Below are 19,543 nucleotides of genomic sequence, written 5' to 3' on the forward strand. Positions count from 1 at the left end.
AGATGACCCATGCCAACGCTCGGACCAGAAACAGTCAGACTGATTCAGGAAGTCCTTCGCGAAGAACACGTTGATGGCTGGCTGTTCTATAATTTTCGCGGTTCCAATGTTTTTGCCACCCGCATCCTGAGCCTTCCGGCGCATATCATGCAAACGCGCCGCTATTTCTACTTCATCCCGGCCTCCGGCGTGCCGCAGAAACTCGTTCACAACATCGAACAGTGGAACCTCGACGGTATCCCCGGCGACAAGACGCTGTACGTCAGCTGGCAGTCGCTGCGGGAAGGCATCCGGAAGATTGTCGGCGGAGCAAAGAAGGTCGCCATGGAGTACTCGCCGATGAACAACATCCCCTACGTCTCCAATGTCGATGCCGGAACGGTGGAGCTCGTACGTTCGCTCGGGCTGGAAGTTGTCACGTCCGCAGATCTGGTCTCGCGGTTCGAGTCCACATGGGACGATGAGCAGACCGAAGACAACATGATGACGGCGAAGCACCTTCGCCAGATCGTCGATGTGACATTCGGTTTCATCAAGCAGAGGATCAATGCCGGGACGCCGACGACGGAATACGATGTGCAGTTGTTCATGCTTTCCGAGTTCAAGAAGCGCGATCTCTTCTCCGAGAGCGACCCGAACTGTTCGGTGAACGCGAACAGCGCGAACCCCCATTATGAACCGACGAAGGAAATCCACAGCCCGCTGCACAAGGGGGATTTCGTGCTCCTGGACCTGTGGGCGAAGAAGAACAAACCGCGTTCAGTGTATGGGGACATTACGTGGACCGGGTATATCGGGGAATCAGTGCCCGATGAGTATACGAAGATTTTCGAAGTGGTGAAGGGGGGACGCGATGCCGCGATCCGCTTCGTGCAGGATTCATTCAAGGCGGGGAAGGAGATTTGCGGTTTCCAGATCGACGACGCCGCCCGGAACTACTTCAAAGAGAAGGGATACGATCAGTATTTCGTCCATCGCACGGGGCACTCCATCGGTGAGGAGATCCATGGCAACGGGGCGAATATCGACAACCTCGAAACCCGCGATGAGCGGAAGATCATCCCCCGGACTTCATTTTCCATCGAGCCCGGAATCTATCTGCCCGGAAAATTCGGTGTGAGGACTGAGATCGACATGTATATCACGAAGTCGAAAGAGGCGGTTGTAACAGGATTACCGATGCAGGAAAAAGTGGTCGCGATTTTGTCGTAGCAGCAATCTTGTCGGACAGGTTGACAAGCTGTCCAACAGGTGATCCTACTTCTGAACCCTCAGCAGATTGACCAGAGCAAGTGCCAGGAAAATGATGTTGGCGAGCCAGGCAGTGAGGAGGGGATTGAGATCCCCGTTATAACCAAACACCTGGCTCGTTTTCATGAAGCCCAGGTAGATAAACGTCACTGCCACACACACGCCGAAATCGATCGCAATGCCGCTGCGTCGCTTGATCGACGCGAAGGGGACGCCGAAGAGGACCACGATGACGCTCGCGAAGGGGAATGCGATCTTGTTGTGGTAATCGACCAGCCACCGCGAGACATCCTGCCCGGCTTTCTGCTGATTCGTGATGAACTCCCGTAGGTCTGTGTAGTTCATCTCGTCCGGCTTCCGCTGCTTCTTCTCGATGTCGGTGGGGCTGATGCTGAGCCTCCCCAGCGCCATTCGGTTAAAAGGTGTGATACGCTCGGTCTCTCCTTCGAATTCCCTGATACCGCCGTTGATCAGAATCCATCCATCCCGGAGTGAATCTCCCTCGTTCGCCCAGGGATGTCCCCACTCCATCTGCCGCGCATCATATCGTCTCCGGAGCACAGTTGCGTTGGAATCCGCAAATTCTTCGACGCTGACCCTGTATCCGACCTGTTTCACACTCTCATAATAGTTGATCGAAACGAGGCGCGTTTTCCCGTCCTGAAAGAACAGCGGCAGCATGCTTCGATTGCTCAGCGAGGGTCTGAGGTTTGTTCGTTCGATCGACGCCTTTTTCTGATTGGCGTACGGCACAATCCAGCCGTTGAAATAGATCGACAGGATGCTGACGGCGAGAGCAACGAGGATGAACGGCGTGAGGAACCGGTAGAGGCTGAGTCCGCTCGACTTCATGGCCGGAAGTTCGTTTTGATTCGTCAACCGGCCAACGACGAACAGCGCTCCCAGGAGCATCGCCACCGGCGTCATGAGCTTGATGATCTCCGGCGTGAAGGCGAGGTAGTATTGAACGATCGTCATGAGTGGTGCGTTCGCGTCGATGAAGTCATCCAGGTGCTCCATCATGTCGATGACAACAAAAATCAGCAGGAACGTGACGAGGCCAAAGATGACGGTGCTGAGGAACTGACGGATGATATAGCGGTCGAGGATGGTCACGCGGACGCTTCCTCGGAACGCCATTGCTTCGGGACGAGCCGCAGAAGCATGGACCAGTTGATGGTCAGATTCTCCCGGGCGGTCCTGAATGTGAGGTAGAGGCCCATGATTCCGATGATGATGTTGGCAGACCACATACCGAACCAGGGGTCGATAAACCCGCGGTCGGCCAGCTTCTCACCACCGATGAGGCATGACCAATAGAGGAGGAAGAACCCGAGGCTCAGGCTGGCAGCGACGCCGAAGGTCCCTCGCCTCGCCATGATGCCGAGCGGCGCTCCGATCAGTACGAACACGATGCAAGCAAACGGGATCGAATATTTCTTGTATATTTCGACGGAGTATTCGTGAATCCGTCGGGCGAAGTAGCCTGCGCGTGCCTGTTCACCTTCAAGCGATGACGAGAGTGATGCCATCCGGGCCTCAGCTCCTGTGATCGGATCTCCAAGGTACAGAGCCTGGAAGTCCGGGCTCCTTTTCGGGTTATACACGGCGTCAAGTTCACGTTGCACAAGGGCGGCAATATGGGCCCGTGATGTATCGAGAAGTTGGCGGAGACTGTCGACAATCGTCGTCATGGCAGAGGCACTCAGCTCACGGTCGCCCCGTGAGAAAGCACTCTCCTGCGAGCGCTGAAAATCGAACCCCTCGGCGTTCATTGCAATCCGGTGCTTTTCGAAACGGATCTTCCGGTACTGGTTGAAATCGGCCATGCTCAGCTCGTGGATCTCCCCGTCATAAAGATCCATGATCAACTTCTGGTAGTCCGGCGAGAACGACACTGTTCCGTGGTCCGCTGTGACGGTCGTGCTGACCGCGCTGTTGGTATAATCAAAGATCGTCACTCCTTCGAGGTCGTTGGTGTGTTCGAAGGTTTTCCGCACCAGGATGCTGTATCCCTGAATCTCGCGGGGATCCGAAAACATGCCGGGCATGATCGAGAATGTCGGTTTCTTCCGATAGATGTCGGTCATCAGCATCTTTGCGCGGTGGTTGGCATCGGGGAGCACCCTGTTGTTGAAGAGCACCAGAAGGTAGCAGAGAAGCATCGAAAGAAGGAATACCGGGGCGACCATCCTGTACAGGCTTATCCCGCTCGCTCGCATCGCCGTGATCTCGTTCCCCGATGAGAGATTGCCGAACGCCATGAGCGTGGCGACAAGCACGGCCATCGGGACGGCGAGAACGAGCATCCACGCGAGGTTCATGACGATCAGCTCGGCGATGACGCCGGCGCTCAGCCCCTTCCCCGCCAACTGGTCCATCTTCTGCATGACAAACTGCAGCAGAAAAATGAAGACAAGGACGGAGACTGAAAATAAGAAAGGGGTTACGTGCCGCTGCAGAATATGGCGTGAAAGAATGGACATACTATTGGAAATATACTCAGAATGGTCTCTGATTACAAGTGACGTCGTGTCGGCTCTGCAGGCGTCGCAGGTGCGTATTCCTGAATCGTCCCCGGCGCAGAGCACAAGGGTTTGGTTGATTTGCTCTGTGGCTTTGTGTATCTTAGCGTCAAAGATTTCACGAGGAACTCCAACGAATCAACGAGCCGTCGTTTCATGAACCTTGATGACCTTGGGCGCCTGCGAAAAGAATACTCACGCCACGCCCTGAGCGAATCGGACGTTGATCTTGATCCGCTTGTGCAGTTCAGCTGCTGGTTCCAGGAATCGCTGCGTGCCCTCGTGCCGGAGCCGAACGCGATGGCTCTCGCCACTGCGACAGAAGAAGGGAAGCCCTCGGTTCGCATGGTTCTTCTCAAGGGATACGATGAGCGGGGTTTCGTCTTCTATACAAACTATGAGGGAAGAAAATCCTCCGAGCTCTTCAGAAACCCGAACGCAGCGCTGCTCTTCTTCTGGGTTGAACTCGAACGGCAGATTCGTATCGAAGGGACCGTGGAAAAAACTTCACGCGGGGAATCGGAGGAGTACTTCAAGGCACGGCCTCTCGAGAGCCGGCTCGGCGCATGGGCGTCGAGACAGAGTGCGGTGATTCCCGGCCGGAGTGACCTGGAGCAGAAGGTCCTCGATTTGAAAGAGCGTTATGCCGGCCGTGAGGTTCCGGTGCCTCCTTTCTGGGGAGGGTTTCGTCTGCTGCCACAGGTATTTGAGTTCTGGCAGGGGCGGGAAAACCGGCTCCATGACCGCATCCGGTATTCCCTGCAGGGGGGTGTCTGGGTGATCGAGCGGCTCTCTCCGTAAACGAATTCCAATGACCTCTTCAAGTGATAGCGTCCTAATGATGGATCGGTAGTGGATTACCTCGCTGGGGCCCGCATACTCCTGCTGATCGCCTTGATCAGCGCGTTTGTTCTTCTCGCCAGGCGCCTTTCCCGCGCTCTCCTTCCGTCCTTTGTGCTCATCGCAATCGGCTTCGTGCTCCTCCTGCTGGACCTCGTCCTCCGCCCGACTATGGAGGGGGGGCTCTTCTTGGGGGCGAGTGGATTGCCGAACTCCGCAGCTCTTGTACTATTCTATCTCGCGAAGATCGCCGGGTTGGTGGTTCTCCTCTTTGGGCTCTACGGAGTCCACCGGGTTATGGTCGCGGTGTCCGCCCCGGAAGAGATCCAGCGGCAGCAGCGGGTCATCAGCGTCGCCCTCGCGGAGAGTGAGAAGCGGTACCGTCAGTTTTTCGAGGAAGACCTTTCCGGGAATTTTATCGCCGACCGCCAGGGGAAGATTCTCGCCTGCAATCCCTCGTTCGCTTCCATGTTCGGGTACGTCTCCGTGCTGGAGGTCATGAATTCGGAGGGAACGAACTTCTATGAGAGCCCCCGGGCATTTGAGAACTTTACGGAGCTGCTGCGCGAACACCGGCAACTGAAGCACTTTCAGATGATCATGCGGCGGAAGGATGAAAGCCGCATCTACGTCGTGGCGAGCATCACGGGCGAGTTCGATGACGAGAATGATCTCGTGCAGATCCAGGGATTTGTTCTCGACGAAACCGACAGAGTGATGATCGAGCAGACGCTTCGCAACAGCGTTGAACAATTCCGGCAGGTATTCGAAGAAGGGCCGGTGGGCATGATGCTCGTGAAACTCGACGGAGAGATACTGAAAGTCAACAAGGCGTTCTGCGCCATGGTGGGATATTCCGAACCCGAGCTCCGGAGAATCACTTTTGACGGCATCACGCATCACGAGGATGTCGGGAAGGACGTTGAGCGCATCCAGCTTCTCGCGAAGGCGGAGATTGCCAATTACCGGACGGAGAAACGCTTCCTTACGCAGAAGGGAGACGTGATCTGGGGACTTTTGACCGTGTCTGTTGTCAGAGAAGCTGATGGGACTCCGTTGTACGCCGTACGCATCATCGAGGACATCACGGCGCGCAAACGCGGCGAAGAGGAACTGGAACAATCGCTCTCTGTCCTGCGCGCGACGCTGGAATCGTCGACGGATGGCATTCTTGTCGTGGACGAGACTGGCCGGGTTGTGAACTACAACCGGAAATTCGTCGAGATGTGGAAGATCCCTCAAAGGATCATGCTCGAACGAGATGAAAACATTACGATCGCCTCGATGCTCGAACAGGTCGAGGATTATCGTGACTTTCAGGAGACGCTGAGGGCCGTGTACGCTCAACCCGAGATGGAAAGCTTCGACATCCTTGGATTGAAAGATGGAAGGATCGTGGAACGCTATTCAAAGCCGCAGAAGATCGGGGGAAAGACGGTCGGGAGGGTCTGGAGTTTTCGGGACGTGACCCAGCGGCTCCGGTCGGAGGAGGAACGGCGGACATCGGAGGAAAAATACCGAGCCCTTTTCGAGGAATCAAAAGACGTGGTCTTCATCAGCACGCCAGATGGAAAATTCCTCGACATCAACCCGGCTGGAGTGGAGCTCTTTGGATATTCCAGCAAAGAAGAATTACTTGAGGTCGATATTGCTCATGACGTGTACATCGACTCCGAAGCGAGGATGAGAGCCGGCGAGTTGCTCGCCGAGCAGGGGTATCTGAAAGAGCATCTGACACAGGCGAGAACGAAAGACGGGCGGAAGCTCATGGTCCTGGAGACCACGACGGCGGTCCGGGATCTGTCGGGCAACGTGATTGCCTACCGCGGCATTCTCCGCGACGTGACAGAACAACACCGGCTCGAGGAGCAATTGCGCCAGGTCCAGCGGATGGAAAGTGTCGGCACGCTGGCGGGGGGCATCGCTCATGATTTTAACAACATCCTTTCGATTGCAATCGGATACCTCGCGCGCTTCGAGAAGCAGGGAACCGATCCCGCGTCGCAGGCCCACACTGTCGATTCCATCCGCAAGGCGCTCGCGCGCGGAACCGGATTGGTCCAGCAACTCCTGACATTTGCCCGAAAGACCAGCGGTGTCCAGGAAGCCGTCCGCGTGAATGAGCTCGTCCAGGAATTGACCGTATTGGTGACCGAAGCGTTTCCTTCGAGCATCCGGTTTGATGTCACGCTTGGAGCGAACGTTCCTCTGCTTCTCGCCGATCCTGGTCAACTGCAACAGGCGATGATGAACCTCTGCATCAACGCGCGGGACGCTATGATCGATGGTCCGGTTGGGAAAAAGGCTGGAGGGACGCTGACGATCGAAACCGCTCGCGCGCAGGGGAGCGGCCTCACCGGCCGATTCCCCGCTGCTGTGGAAAAAGAGTATGTGCTCATCCGCGTTCAGGATACGGGGGTTGGTATGGATGAGGCGACGAAGGGGAGAATGTTCGAGCCTTTTTTCACGACCAAGCCCCCAGGGAAGGGAACAGGATTGGGTCTCTCGGTCGTCTATGGTGTTGTAGACGGCCATCGCGGATTCATTGACGTGGAGACTGAACCGGGAACAGGAACGTCGATCTCTTTGTACTTTCCCGTCGTGCCTGTCGAGGAACATGTTTCTTCCGAAGACCTCTATCAGGAGCCGGTGCAGGGCTCAGGCGAAACGGTGCTGCTGGTTGAAGACGAAGAGATGCTGCTCGATCTCCTTCAAGCACTCCTTGAAGAGAATGGATACCGCGTGCTGACAGCAAAGGATGGCATGGAAGCCGTGGACGTGTACACGGCACACGGAAATGAAATCAGTATTGTGCTTTCCGATATGGGTTTGCCAAAACTCGGAGGCTGGGAAGCTTTTCGCAGGATGAAAGTAATGAATCCCCAAATTCGGTGTATCCTCGCGAGCGGGTACTTCGATCCGGATCTCAGAATGGACATGATCAAGGAAGGCGCGATCGATTTCGTTCAGAAGCCGTACGTGCCGAACATAATTCTTGCGCGCATCTACGACGCCATTCACGACGGAAACGGAAGCCCGCCGCAGAAATAGTGCGGCCGTGAGCTCTGGATCAAAAGAAACTTGCTATTGTTCTTCCTTTTCTTTAAGTTTTCACCAGCCCATCAGGGCGTTTTGTTCACGTCAACGGACGGAGATTTATCGATTCATTCGCTACCATACCAGTGCATTGATTCCTCGAGAGTAAGTTCTCGTGGTCACTTACTGACACATCTCGTAGAGCGGCGTGAGACAAGGTAGCGAGTTACGGAGTCCGAAGACGTCGGGCAGGCAAAGTCTGTCCCTTGGCAGACTGATGGGTGGTGCTGCAGCACTCATCCTTGCGCTTTTTTCCCTCGCTTCATCCCTTATTCCTGAAACGAATTCATTTGCCGCACCCCTCGCCGCATTGCCGCGCGAGAAAGCAGAAGTACTCGCTGCATCGCCGGGAAGTTCCCCCGTTCTTCAGGATACCACACGGCGTCGGCCGGCAGGCACGATGTCGCGCCGTGCCCGCGCGCTGGAAAAGAGATCGCAATCGGTCGACACGACCGACGTCACCAAATCAGCTGCCCGAATCCTCGAAGCGATCAAAGCACTGCCGCGTGACTCTTCCGCAAGGCTCGCCTTTCAGCATGTCCGGCGGGATGAGCAGGTCGTGAACCTGCTGAGCCGTCCAAGCCATGCTCTCTACCTTCCCGATCCGATGATCATCCGCACACAACAGACTTTGGATTCCACGAGGCTGGAATACCGTGTGCGGCGGCTCTATGGGACCATGGATACACGGATTCCCCAGACGTTCACGCTCGATGAGTACCGCGAACTCAGGTTGCGGCAGACGATTCGGAAGAACTGGGAGGCGAAAGCCCACGCGTATGAATTGGAAACGGACAAGAAGAAAGGGCTCGGCGATCTCTTCGGTTCGGTGACCAATATCGAGATCCCGGTCCCCAAAAACCCCATTTTCAGCATCTTCGGTCCGAACATCATCCGCATCCAGATCAACGGCGCGGTGGATATCCACGGTGCATTCCGGAATACTGCATCGGACCTGTTCCTCAACAACCCGCTGGCGCAGAGCCGCAGCGAACCCGATTTCAGCCAGGAGGTGCAGGTAAACGTCAAGGGCCAGATTGGCGACAAGCTGACACTCGATGCAGACTGGAACACCCAGCGTCAGTTTGAGTACGAAAACCAGCTGAAGGTTCATTACAAAGGGTATGACGACGACATCATTCAGAGCGTCGAGGCCGGAAACGTCTCGCTGACGACGAACTCCTCTTTCATTTCCAGCAGTTCGGCCCTGTTTGGAATCAAAGCGGGATTCCAGATCGGCCCGTTGAAGCTGACGACGGTCGCTTCGCAGAAGAAAGGCCAGATCAAAGCGCTTTCGGTCTCGGGAGGTGGCAAGCCGACGCCGTTCGAGAGGCGGGCGACAGACTACTCGACAGACTACTACTTTATCGACACCAGCTACATTGCCTGGTTCGATTCAGCCTACATCAATATTCCGCCGGTCGTGAACCTGCGGAAAGAAATACGTGACCTCGAGGTGTGGGTTACCCGCATCGGGAATGAAGATCCGAACGAGCGCGACGTCGTCGCGTTCATGGACCAGAATCAAGTTCTGACGAAACAGGGTGATCCGGCTGCCCGAAGGCAGGAATATGACATGGTGCCTGGTGAAGTCGAGGTTGGAAGGTTCATTCGACTCGATCCCAACTCAGACTACACCTATCATCAGTACGCCGGCTACATCACGCTCAACCGTTCGCTGCAGACCGAGCAGGCGATCGCAGTGGCATATGCGCTTCCAGATCCGACCAATCCGCAGAAGAGCGTCAGCGTGGGTAATTTCGGGTCCCGCGACACTGCGAAAACATCCAAGCTCGTCATGAAACTCGTCCGCCCGCAGAAACTCGGCCCGCAGTACAAAACGGCCTGGCGGATGATGATGAAAAACGTCTATCCGTTGGGCGGCCGCGGTATCAAGAAAGAAGGATTCGAACTCAAGCTCGTCTACGAAGTACCCGGCAAGGAACCTCAGGACAACATCCTGGGCTTGTTCAATCTTCTCGAGGTCTTTGGCCTCGACCGGTACGGCGAACAACCCGGCTCGCCGCCTGACGGCAAGTTCGACTATGCACCGCTTCTTACCATCAACGAAAGCAGGGGAGAATTGATCTTCCCGCGTGCGGAGCCCTTCCTGGATGGAGTCCGGAAGTTCTTCCTGTCGAAGGGGCTGTCGGTCGCCCAGGCCGACTCGTTCGCGTTCAGGGAAGTGTATGACACGACGTTCAATGGTGCATCGAACAGCCAGAGGAACAAGTTCCTGATCCGCGGGTCAACCTCGTCATCGATGGCCTCGACGTATCAGATCGGCTTCAACACGGTGGAAGGAAGCGTCAAAGTTGTTGTCAACGGCAATCAGGCTGTTCTCAACACCGACTATTCCGTCGACTATATCTCAGGACAGGTGACGATTAAGAACCAGGCCCTGCTGGTCCCCGGCGCAAATCTCCAGATCCAGTACGAAGCGAACGACCTCTTGCAGCTCGCGTCCAAATCGCTTCTTGGAGCGCGCGGCGAATTGAACCTGGGGAAGAACTCTTCCTTCGGTTTCACGGTCATGAATCTGAGTCAGCAGTCCCTCAGCGATAAAATCCGACTGGGTGAGGAACCAATCAGCAATACCATCCTGGGCCTGGACGGAGGCACGACGTTTGACCTTGACTTCCTGACGCGGGCTGTGAACTGGCTGCCGGGCGTCCAGACGAATGCCGTCTCCAACATCTCCGTCAAGGGGGAAGCGGCGTATATGAGCCCGAATCCGAATACGCGCACAAGCCCGATCTCCACTGACCATGGTGCGTCAGTCGCGTACATCGATGACTTCGAGGGGTCCCGGAAAACCATTCCGCTCGCCACCCAATATGGGGCATGGCGTGACGCCAGCGTGCCCGAGTTCATCTCGACGCTGGATACTCCGCTGAAGCTGACGAGTCAGGCGAAGATGGAATACAAGGCCAAGCTCGTTTGGTATACTGTGCAGCCAAGCGATGTGTCTGCCACGCAGATCTGGCCCAACAAGAGCGTTCGCGCAGGCCAGGACCAGGTAACGGTGCTGAACCTCTGGTACCGCCCGAATGAACGTGCGGCGTACAACTACTCCATGGATCTCGATACAAAGCTCAGAGCGAATCATCAGAAGACCTGGGCAGGTATCCAGAGGCTGCTTGGATCTACCGCGACGAACCTTCTCGATGAAAATATCAACTTCATCGAACTGTGGGTGCATCTCAACAAGGTACAAAGCACCGTGAAGCTCAACATCGACCTTGGGCTTATCAGCGAGGACGTCATCCCCAACAACCGGCTCGATACGGAAGACGGTCTCGACGGCGGGATCAAGAACGGAATTCTCCGGCCCGGGGAAGACATTGGTATTGACGGATACAGCAATGACCAGGAGAAAATCCAATACCATGATTTCATCACAAGATATCCGGAGTATGCCGAAGATCCGTCCGGCGATGATTGGGTAAGGCCGAATCCGCAGTCCCTGGATCCCAATGACTACAGGGGAATCAACGGGACGGAAAATAACGCGCAGAGCGATGTCGGCCGCTTCCCCGACTCGGAAGATCTGAACCGGAACAACAACGTCGACAGGACGAATAGTTATTTCGAATACGAGCTCTCCCTCGACACGCTGAGCAACGATTTTCGCCAGTTCGTCACCGGCGGGAACAACGGGTGGTACCAGGTACGCATTCCCCTCAATGGCTTCAAACGCAGCATCGGTGACCCCTCGTTCGGCACTGTTGAAGCGATGCGTGTCTGGCTGACGGGCGCCCAGGACGAGACGCTGATCCGGATCGCGGAATTCAACCTTGTCGGAAACCAGTGGGAAGAACTCGTGAAGAACGACAGCACGTTCAGGGTGAGCGTCGTGAACATCGAGGACAACCCGAACTATGTGTCGCCGTCGTCGCTCCCTAGGCAAAGAGATCCAAATCAACCGGACCAGGTCATTCTCCTGAACGAGCAATCCCTCAACCTGATCGTCAATGGCCTGAAGGACGGAGAATCGCGTCAGTCCATCAAGCGATTCCCCACGCGGCCGCTGGATCTGTTCAGCTACCGGGCGATGCAGATGTTCGTTCACGGCGACGAGCGCCCCGGGACGCGCATCCACTACAACGATACGACGAACTATGATCTTGAACTCTTCCTCCGCTTTGGATCCGATTCCCTGAACTACTATGAATACCGGGCGCCGATTCATGCCGGATGGGATCTGAACGATGTCAATATCAGTTTCGCAGAGATCACGGCGATCAAACAGTTCGGCCGTGACTCTCTCACCACTCTCAGTCCGAGAATTCCGGTCCCGGGTGGACCGCCCGGAGCGACCTATCAGGTTCGCGGGCTGCCAACGCTGACGAACATACGGCAAATTGTTGTCGGTGTTCAGAACCCTTCATTCAAAGGCCCGAGCGTCGTCACCACCGAAGTGTGGGTTAACGAACTCCGCCTTACCGATGTGGACAACACGCCCGGCTGGGCGTACCGGTTCGATTCGTCTGTCAAGATCGCTGATATCGCGAACGTGACATTCAACATGACTCAGCGCGATGCGAACTTCCACTCGTTGGAAGACCGATTCGGCACCCGTAATCAGGATCGCAATTGGGCTATCGCAGCTTCCGTTGCGTTCGAAAGATTCCTGCCGCAGAGCTGGGCGGGAACCGGACTCTCCTTTTCCTATTCACGTTCGGAGCAGCTCCAGAATCCCAAATACATGCCGGGGACGGACATCCTCGTTGATCAGGCCTCACAGGTGGTCGCTGACGCCGAGCGGGCGAAGGGCACCCCGGACGCAATCGTGCAGGGAAAAGCAGACTCCGTCCGTCTGCGCACACAGACGCTGAGCGTCTCGGAAACGTTTGCGCTTCCGAATATCAAACTCAACGTCCCGGTCAACTCGTGGCTGGTGACAGAAACGATCAACAAGTTGTCGCTCTCGTATTCGTTCACACGGTCGTCGCAGCGAAGCCCCGTCACCGAATCTATGGAACAGTGGCAGTGGAATGCAAGGGCGGCCTACGGTCTCACATTCAGCGACCGGAACTTCATTTCTCCCTTCGCGCCATTCGGGGATTTCTTCCTGACGAAGAGCTGGAAAGACCTCAAGATCTATTTCTCGCCGCGCAATTTCAACGTGTCTGCGTCCTTTGCGCGGGGACAGACGAAGGAGCAGGCGCGGGACCAGACTATCGCCAAACCAACAGTCCGGAACTTCGCCGCGGGCCGGTCAATGTCCTTCACGTGGCAGTTTACCGATGGGGGGCTGCTCAACCTGGGGACTGAATATTCCCTTGATGTCCAGAGCACGCTGCTGAACTTCGAGACAGACGATTTCGGCCGCCAGCGGTCATTCTCGCAGATCATGTCTGAGATGTTTGGCAAGTCCAAGCTCATCGATTTTGGAAATGATCTGAACTACGGACAGTCCATCAATATCAATCCGAGGATTCTGATTCCTCCCATCCTCATGCTGGACCGGATATTCTCTGTCTCGACACGCTATTCCGCGCGCTATGACTGGGTGAACAACCTTCAGGCAGGCAGCCTCGGGAAAGGCGCCGGTGCTGCAGGCAACGCAAGCCTGAACTTCGACGTCAATATGAAGGTTATCGGCGAGCAAATCTGGTCGCAGCAGCAGGGTGCGCCGGAAGCCGCAACCGACACGGGAAAAGGGAAGAGCGCATTCAATCTGGCGAAGACGCTGGATCGTGCGTCGCGGGTCCTTTTCAAGACCACGATTTTCGATTTCGAAAAACTGAGCATGGCTTTCACGCAGCAAACGAGGACGCAGAACAGCGGCGTGATCGGCAGACCCGGATTCGCGAACATGTTCGGCCGCATCCCGTTTGTTGAGAGCTCACTCCCGGAGAATGGCCCATCGTTGATGTATCAGCTCGGGCTTTCCTCTGATCCTCACGGCGAGGTGATCGTCAAGGGCACCAACAAGTTCCCATTCATCGGCGGCTATACGATTCCAGGCATCCGTGCTCCGAACGGCAATCTTGTGGATCAGTATTCTCAGGCCAACAACTTAACCATGAGGACGAATCGTCCCTTGTGGGAAGGGGCGAGTATTGAGCTGAACTGGAACCTCAACTGGAACTACAACGTCAACAAAACGATCCAGTCGGACAGTCTCGGGTTCACGACGGTGAACAGCAAGGTCGTCAGCGGCGATGTGTCGCGATCCTATCTTTCTTTCCCGTCCATTCTGTTTTTCAAATTCCTGAACACGAGCATCGAGCAGGTTCAGAAACAATATGTGCTCGCGCGCGATAATCCGAGTGACGTACGCTCGAGCGACGCGAAAATCTCGGAAGCGTTTGAAAAAGGGCTGGAAGCTCTGCCGTTCGCGCAGAAGTTCCTGGGTAACCTGGTGCCCCGTCCGAACTGGACGATCCGGTGGGACGGCCTTGAAAAATTACCTCTCTTCAATTTGATCACCACGCGCATCGCATTCGATCACAGCTATACATCGGGCTACAAGATGCGTTGGAGAATCGATCCGACGGGGAACCAGATCACTGAAAGTCAGGGTGTGAGCTACGGTTTTGCGCCGCTCGTCGGTTTCAATGTTACGTTCAAGCAGATTCTGAAGGGGAATTTTACAGCGAACTTCCGCTACGGGACTTCGACAAACTACGACCTGACTCCGGCCGCGCAGAATATCGTCCAGTCAGACATTATAGACATGACTATCACCGGCGGATTCTCACGCAGCGGCTTCGAGATTCCGTTCTTCGGTCTGGCCCTCTCCAACGACATTGAAGTCAGTTTCTCGTACAGCAATTCCAAGAACGCACGGCGCGTGTACGATCTGAACTCCGACAACTTCAAGCCGGAAGGGACGCCGCTTGAGGGCTCCAGCAGGACGATTCTGGAACCCCGTATCCGGTACATTCTCAGTGCGAGAGTCACAGCTTCTGTATACTACAAGTACACGAAGCTCAAGCCCGACGAAGGCGGCTCGCGCATCCCTGGTTCAACAACGAATGAGGGGGGGCTGGATGTTCGTATTTCTATCCAGCCCTGATGAGATCTTCTTTTGCTGCGGAAGTTTGTTTCAAAACATGACCATTCCACGGAGGTGACTTTTCGGACCTTGTTCACGACATCTTAGTTCACCGTTCGATGAACATTTTGTCCCGGAGGTCACCATGTCCAATCACCTGAGCAGATTTACCTGGATCATCATCCTCTCTTGTGCGCTAGCCGCAGTCAGTTCCGCTGGAGCTCGACCCGACAAAATGGCCAGCGTTCGCATTAAGACGCTGTCGATGTATCGACCATCCGTGGCTGGCCAAGGAGAAATCCACACACATCTGACACGGTGGTTTGAATCGCAGGGTGTAAAAGTCTCCGACACCGCCGAGTGGGTTGTCTGGTTCAATGCTCTCAACATTGACGAGTCTGATACGAACCATATCATCCTGGCAATCGGTCTTGGTCACACGCTTCCGAAGGAGGCGATCGAAATGGGAAAGAAGTCAGAAATATTCTATTCCCATCTGCCTGTTTCAAAGAAGTCTTCGCTCCCGGCGGAGGGAAAGTTCATCCGCGAATATGTTACCGAAGGATTTCTGTATGAGTTCATGTATCCGCTGGACGAGAAGCTTGCGGTGGTTCCACGGCAGAAGCTGCTGGAGCGTCTCGACGAGCTCGTGAACGATCTTTGCGCCAGACAACTCGAGGGCTGATCCCGCAATTGCACGGCAGACGGCGGGCAACGTGCCCGTTCGTTGATTCTCAGGACTAGATTGGGTACTTTCATAGAAGGAAAATGATGACGAAGAAAAGAATATTGTGGGTCGACGACGAGATTGATCTCCTCCGTGCGCACGTGCGCCTCCTGGAAGAGAAAGGGTACACTGTGGAAACAGCCACGAATGGCGAAGATGCTCTCCAGATGACGAGGGAAAAGGGGTACGATCTGGTCTTTCTGGATGAGATGATGCCGGGGATGGGCGGACTCCAGACACTTTCCAAAATGAAGGATCTTGATCCGAAGATCCCGATCGTGATGGTGACGAAAAACGAAGCCGAAAGTCTCATGGAGGAGGCAATCGGTGGGAAGATCAGCGACTATCTGACGAAACCTGTGAATCCCAGTCAGATTCTGCTTGCCTGCAAGAAGATTCTGGAAGGGAAGAAGATCTCAAGCGAGCACGTGTCCCGCGACTATTCGGCGGAATTCAGCCAGATCTCTCTCGCCCTCATGAATCCGATGGATCACAACGGGTGGTATGAGTTGTATTCCAAACTCACGGGCTGGGACATGGAGCTCGATGAGCATCCCGAGCTGGGCCTGCGTCAGACACTTGTCGACCAAAAACGGGAATGCAACGCGGAATTCGGTAAGTATGTCGAAAGGAACTACCGGAACTGGATCAACCAGACAACGGACAAGCCGGTTCTTTCCACGCAGGTCGTTGAGCAGTTCGTCATTCCGGAGCTCGACAACACGGGATCGGTGTTTCTCTTTATCATCGACTGTCTGAGGCTGGACCAGTGGCTTGTGATGGAGCACTTCCTTTCAGATTACTTCTCGGTCGAGCGTTCCTTCCAGTTCAGCATTCTGCCTACGGCGACACCCTACTCCCGCAACGCGATTTTTAGCGGCTTGTTTCCCGTCGAGCTTGAACAGCGGTTCCCGGAGATTTGGGCCCCCGGCGACGATGATGAAAACAGCCGGAACCGGGACGAGCATCAGCTTCTGGACAAGCTGCTGGAGAGAAAGCGCATTGCCTTGAAGCCCGAGCCCAAGTACATCAAGATTTTGGATGCGGACTTCGGGCGGCAGGTCGAGGGGAACATCCTCTCCTATACCAAGGGCAAGCTGACGGCGGTGGTGGTGAATTTTGTGGATATGCTGGCCCATGGCCGGTCCGACTCTCAACTCCTCAAGGAAATTGCACCGGACGAAGCAGCCTATCGGTCGCTGACGCGCTCTTGGTTCCAGCACTCCTCGTTGTTCAGCATGCTCAAGGTGCTCTCGACGCAGAAGAACGTGAAGATCGTCCTCACCTCAGATCACGGCAGTATCCGCTGTATGCGCGGGTCGAAAGTAATCGGTGACCGTGAGGCCTCGACGAACCTTCGGTACAAGTTCGGCCGCAACCTGCGCGTAGACGAACGGCATGCGGTATTTGTGAAGCATCCGCAGGACTACAAACTGCCGCGGGCAAGCGTGACAACGAACTACATCCTTGCGAAGGAAGACTATTACTTCGTCTATCCGACGGATTATCATCGGTACCTCGCTCAATATCGCGACAGCTTCCAGCACGGCGGCATCTCCATGGAAGAAATGATGCTGCCCGTGGTGACGCTCACGCCCAAGAGGTAAAGAAATTTGCCACGGATGATCACGGAAGAAGCACGGATCGGACGGATTGAGAGAATGAAATGTGTGTTCTCATCCGTGAACATCCGTCGAGATCTGTGTTGATCCGTGGTTTCTTGTCCTTTCAAAGAATGGCAATGCTCAACGAACACCTTACACACTCAGAAGAGGAGACGCTCACGCTGGCACAGTCCTTCGCCGGCCGACTCGAGCGGGGGGATGTTGTTGCCCTGTGGGGTGAGCTGGGTACGGGGAAGACACGTTTCGTAAAAGGTGTGTGCGAAGCGTTCGGAGCGAACCGGCACGTCTCAAGCCCGAGCTTCGTCATTCTCAACCGCTATGAGGGAACGGGGAGGGATCAACGGGAATTGTTCGTCTATCACCTCGACCTATACCGTGTGAAATCAGCCGAGGAGATCTATGATCTCGGCTTTGAGGAGTTTGTCTACGGTGACGGTATCACGTTGATAGAATGGGCCGAACAGCTTGGAGATCTCCTGCCGCCAAAGCGCTATGATGTACGGCTGGTCTATGGCGAGAAAGACGCTGATCGCACGATTTCCATCGAGGCCCTGAACGCGGGAGCGGGCGGAACGGGATCGCGAAAGGTATCGACGGTATCATGAATATTCTGGGCCTCGAAACATCCACTGCCGTCTGTTCTGTCGGGCTCTTCCGCGAGGGACAGCCTGGTGTTGAACATTCACTGCGCGAGTCGCATATACACTCCGAGAAGTTGTTGACGCTCATGCAGGAAGTCATGAAGGAAGCGGGCATCGGAATGAAGGAGCTGGATGCAATCGCCGTCTCCATTGGACCCGGCTCGTTCACAGGACTGCGAATCGGGCTGAGCACAGCAAAGGGGCTGTCGTATGCTCTCGACAAGCCTCTGGTCGCGGTTTCGACGTTCGGAGCTATCGCGGAAGCGGCCCGCCGGCTGGCAGGGGCATCGGGACCGATAGCAGTCCTGATCGATGCGAAGAAGGAGGAATGGTACGTAGGGCGATTTCTCGTTGCCGACGGAAGCGTTCGTGAGGCAGGCCCGGTAGAGGTCAGATCGCTTGCAGCGGCCGCATCCTTATTGAAAGAAGAGAAATGTGCGCTGATTCTGACGGACAAGGTCGATCAGCTTTCTCGGGCTCTTGACATTGGGGCGACGATTGAAGATGTTCATACGTATTGCCGCGGTGACGTCGTGGCATCGCTCGGGTATGCGGGGGCGATGAGGCAGGAATTTGCAGATGCTCCGTCTCTGGAGCCGATGTATCTGAAGGATTTTGTCATCCGGTCGGCTCAGCCCGTGTCGTAGCACCGACCTTCAATGTCGTATCCCCGACCTTTTTACCCACCGTAGTCCGGAGGACGAAGGTGGGCAGGTCGGGGATGGAAGGCATGCACAGCCGGGTAATCAGAGATGTCTTTGGGAGGCTGTCTCAAATGTAGGTCGAAATGTAATTTCGACCACGTTGAGGATGCTGAAAACGTAGTAATTGACAGAATCTCGACGTAATTCAGAAGGTTGTCAGTACTTTTGAGACAGCCTCATAGGAATGGTAGCAACAAAACTCTGAGAGGATTCAGCCCCTTCTGACCCGGGCATAATCTCAGAGATAAACAACAGTTCGGATTTCACCAAGGAGATCCCCATGGCGTGGTTCAGGCGTTCCAAAGAAAACATCTCATCTGAAGGCACGAAGAAAGACATCCCCGATGGCCAATGGACAAAGTGCGATGGCTGTGGTGAGATTATTCATAAGAAACAGCTTGAGCAAAACTTCTTCACGTGCTCCAAGTGCAGCTATCATTTCCGGATCGGCAGCAAGGAGTATTTCGAAATCCTGCTCGATCAGAAGTCCTTCAAGGAAATGGATGCCAAGATGCGCTCCGTCGACGCGCTGAACTTCGTTGATACGAAGCGCTACGTGGACCGCCTCAAGGACTCAACCCGAAAAAGCGGCCTGAATGATGCAGTGCGGACCGGAACGGCGCAGATCAACGGAGTGCCGATCGTCATCGCCTGCATGGATTTCTCGTTCATCGGCGGCAGTATGGGCTCGGTGGTGGGGGAGAAGATCGCGAGGGCGATTGACTGTGCTATCAAGAAGCGGAGTGCCCTGATCATCATCTCATCCAGCGGCGGCGCGAGAATGATGGAGGCTGCCTATTCGCTGATGCAGTTGGCGAAGACCAGCGCCAAACTCGCCCAGCTTTCGGATGCCGGGGTTCCGTACATTTCCGTCATGACTGACCCCACAACGGGGGGAGTGACCGCGAGCTACGCGATGCTCGGCGACATCCACATTGCCGAGCAGGGAGCCCTGATCGGTTTCGCAGGCCCCCGCGTGATCAAGCAGACGATTGGCCGCGATCTGCCAAAGGGATTCCAGCGCGCGGAGTTCCTCGAAGAAAGAGGATTCATCGATATCGTTCTGCATCGCAAGGATATGAAAGAGACGATCACGAAAGTGCTGAAACTGTTACAGGGCTGACGATG

At 55.3% G+C, this 19,543-nt stretch carries 11 protein-coding genes; 9 read left to right on the forward strand and 2 right to left on the reverse strand.

The window, feature by feature from the left end; translation table 11 throughout:
* The first annotated feature begins 9 nt into the window (after positions 1–9).
* A complete protein-coding gene (locus tag NTU47_14515) occupies positions 10–1,212 on the forward strand; it encodes a M24 family metallopeptidase (protein ID MCX6135023.1) in 1,203 nt (400 codons plus the stop codon).
* A 45-nt stretch (positions 1,213–1,257) separates the two neighbouring features.
* Here the strand turns inward: NTU47_14515 and NTU47_14520 are convergent, their stop codons facing one another.
* Together NTU47_14520 and NTU47_14525 are read right to left on the reverse strand one after the other, a co-directional pair.
* Complete coding sequence (locus NTU47_14520) at positions 1,258–2,367, reverse strand: LptF/LptG family permease (protein MCX6135024.1); 1,110 nt, start codon at positions 2,365–2,367, stop codon at positions 1,258–1,260.
* Positions 2,364–3,737, reverse strand: a complete 1,374-nt coding sequence (locus tag NTU47_14525) for an LptF/LptG family permease (GenBank protein MCX6135025.1) — start codon at positions 3,735–3,737, stop codon at positions 2,364–2,366. Before NTU47_14525 ends, NTU47_14520 begins: the two co-directional genes overlap by 4 nt.
* A gap of 195 nt (positions 3,738–3,932) precedes the next feature.
* Between NTU47_14525 and pdxH the strand changes: the two genes are divergently transcribed.
* From pdxH to accD, 8 genes are all read left to right on the forward strand, one after another.
* Positions 3,933–4,577: a pyridoxamine 5'-phosphate oxidase gene (pdxH, locus tag NTU47_14530; GenBank protein ID MCX6135026.1), complete on the forward strand. Its 645-nt coding sequence runs from the start codon at positions 3,933–3,935 to the stop codon at positions 4,575–4,577.
* A 51-nt stretch (positions 4,578–4,628) separates the two neighbouring features.
* Positions 4,629–7,667 (forward strand): PAS domain S-box protein, encoded by a 3,039-nt coding sequence (locus NTU47_14535; GenBank protein MCX6135027.1) that lies wholly within the window; start codon positions 4,629–4,631, stop codon positions 7,665–7,667.
* Between the two features lie 262 nt (positions 7,668–7,929).
* A complete protein-coding gene (gene sprA, locus NTU47_14540) occupies positions 7,930–14,739 on the forward strand; it encodes a cell surface protein SprA (GenBank protein MCX6135028.1) in 6,810 nt (2,269 codons plus the stop codon).
* 124 nt (positions 14,740–14,863) lie between these two features.
* Complete coding sequence (locus tag NTU47_14545) at positions 14,864–15,403, forward strand: hypothetical protein (GenBank protein ID MCX6135029.1); 540 nt, start codon at positions 14,864–14,866, stop codon at positions 15,401–15,403.
* Between the two features lie 86 nt (positions 15,404–15,489).
* Complete coding sequence (locus NTU47_14550) at positions 15,490–17,052, forward strand: response regulator (protein MCX6135030.1); 1,563 nt, start codon at positions 15,490–15,492, stop codon at positions 17,050–17,052.
* 134 nt (positions 17,053–17,186) lie between these two features.
* Complete coding sequence (gene tsaE, locus NTU47_14555; protein MCX6135031.1) at positions 17,187–17,675, forward strand: tRNA (adenosine(37)-N6)-threonylcarbamoyltransferase complex ATPase subunit type 1 TsaE; 489 nt, start codon at positions 17,187–17,189, stop codon at positions 17,673–17,675.
* Positions 17,672–18,358: a tRNA (adenosine(37)-N6)-threonylcarbamoyltransferase complex dimerization subunit type 1 TsaB gene (gene tsaB, locus NTU47_14560; protein MCX6135032.1), complete on the forward strand. Its 687-nt coding sequence runs from the start codon at positions 17,672–17,674 to the stop codon at positions 18,356–18,358. Before tsaE ends, tsaB begins: the two co-directional genes overlap by 4 nt.
* Positions 18,359–18,695: 337 nt before the next feature.
* On the forward strand, positions 18,696–19,538 hold the full coding sequence (gene accD / locus NTU47_14565) for an acetyl-CoA carboxylase, carboxyltransferase subunit beta (protein MCX6135033.1): 843 nt from the start codon (positions 18,696–18,698) through the stop codon (positions 19,536–19,538).
* The last annotated feature ends 5 nt before the right edge of the window (positions 19,539–19,543 follow it).

Source organism: Ignavibacteriales bacterium, from assembly GCA_026390595.1.
Taxonomy (GTDB): domain Bacteria; phylum Bacteroidota; class Ignavibacteria; order UBA10030; family UBA10030; genus UBA9647.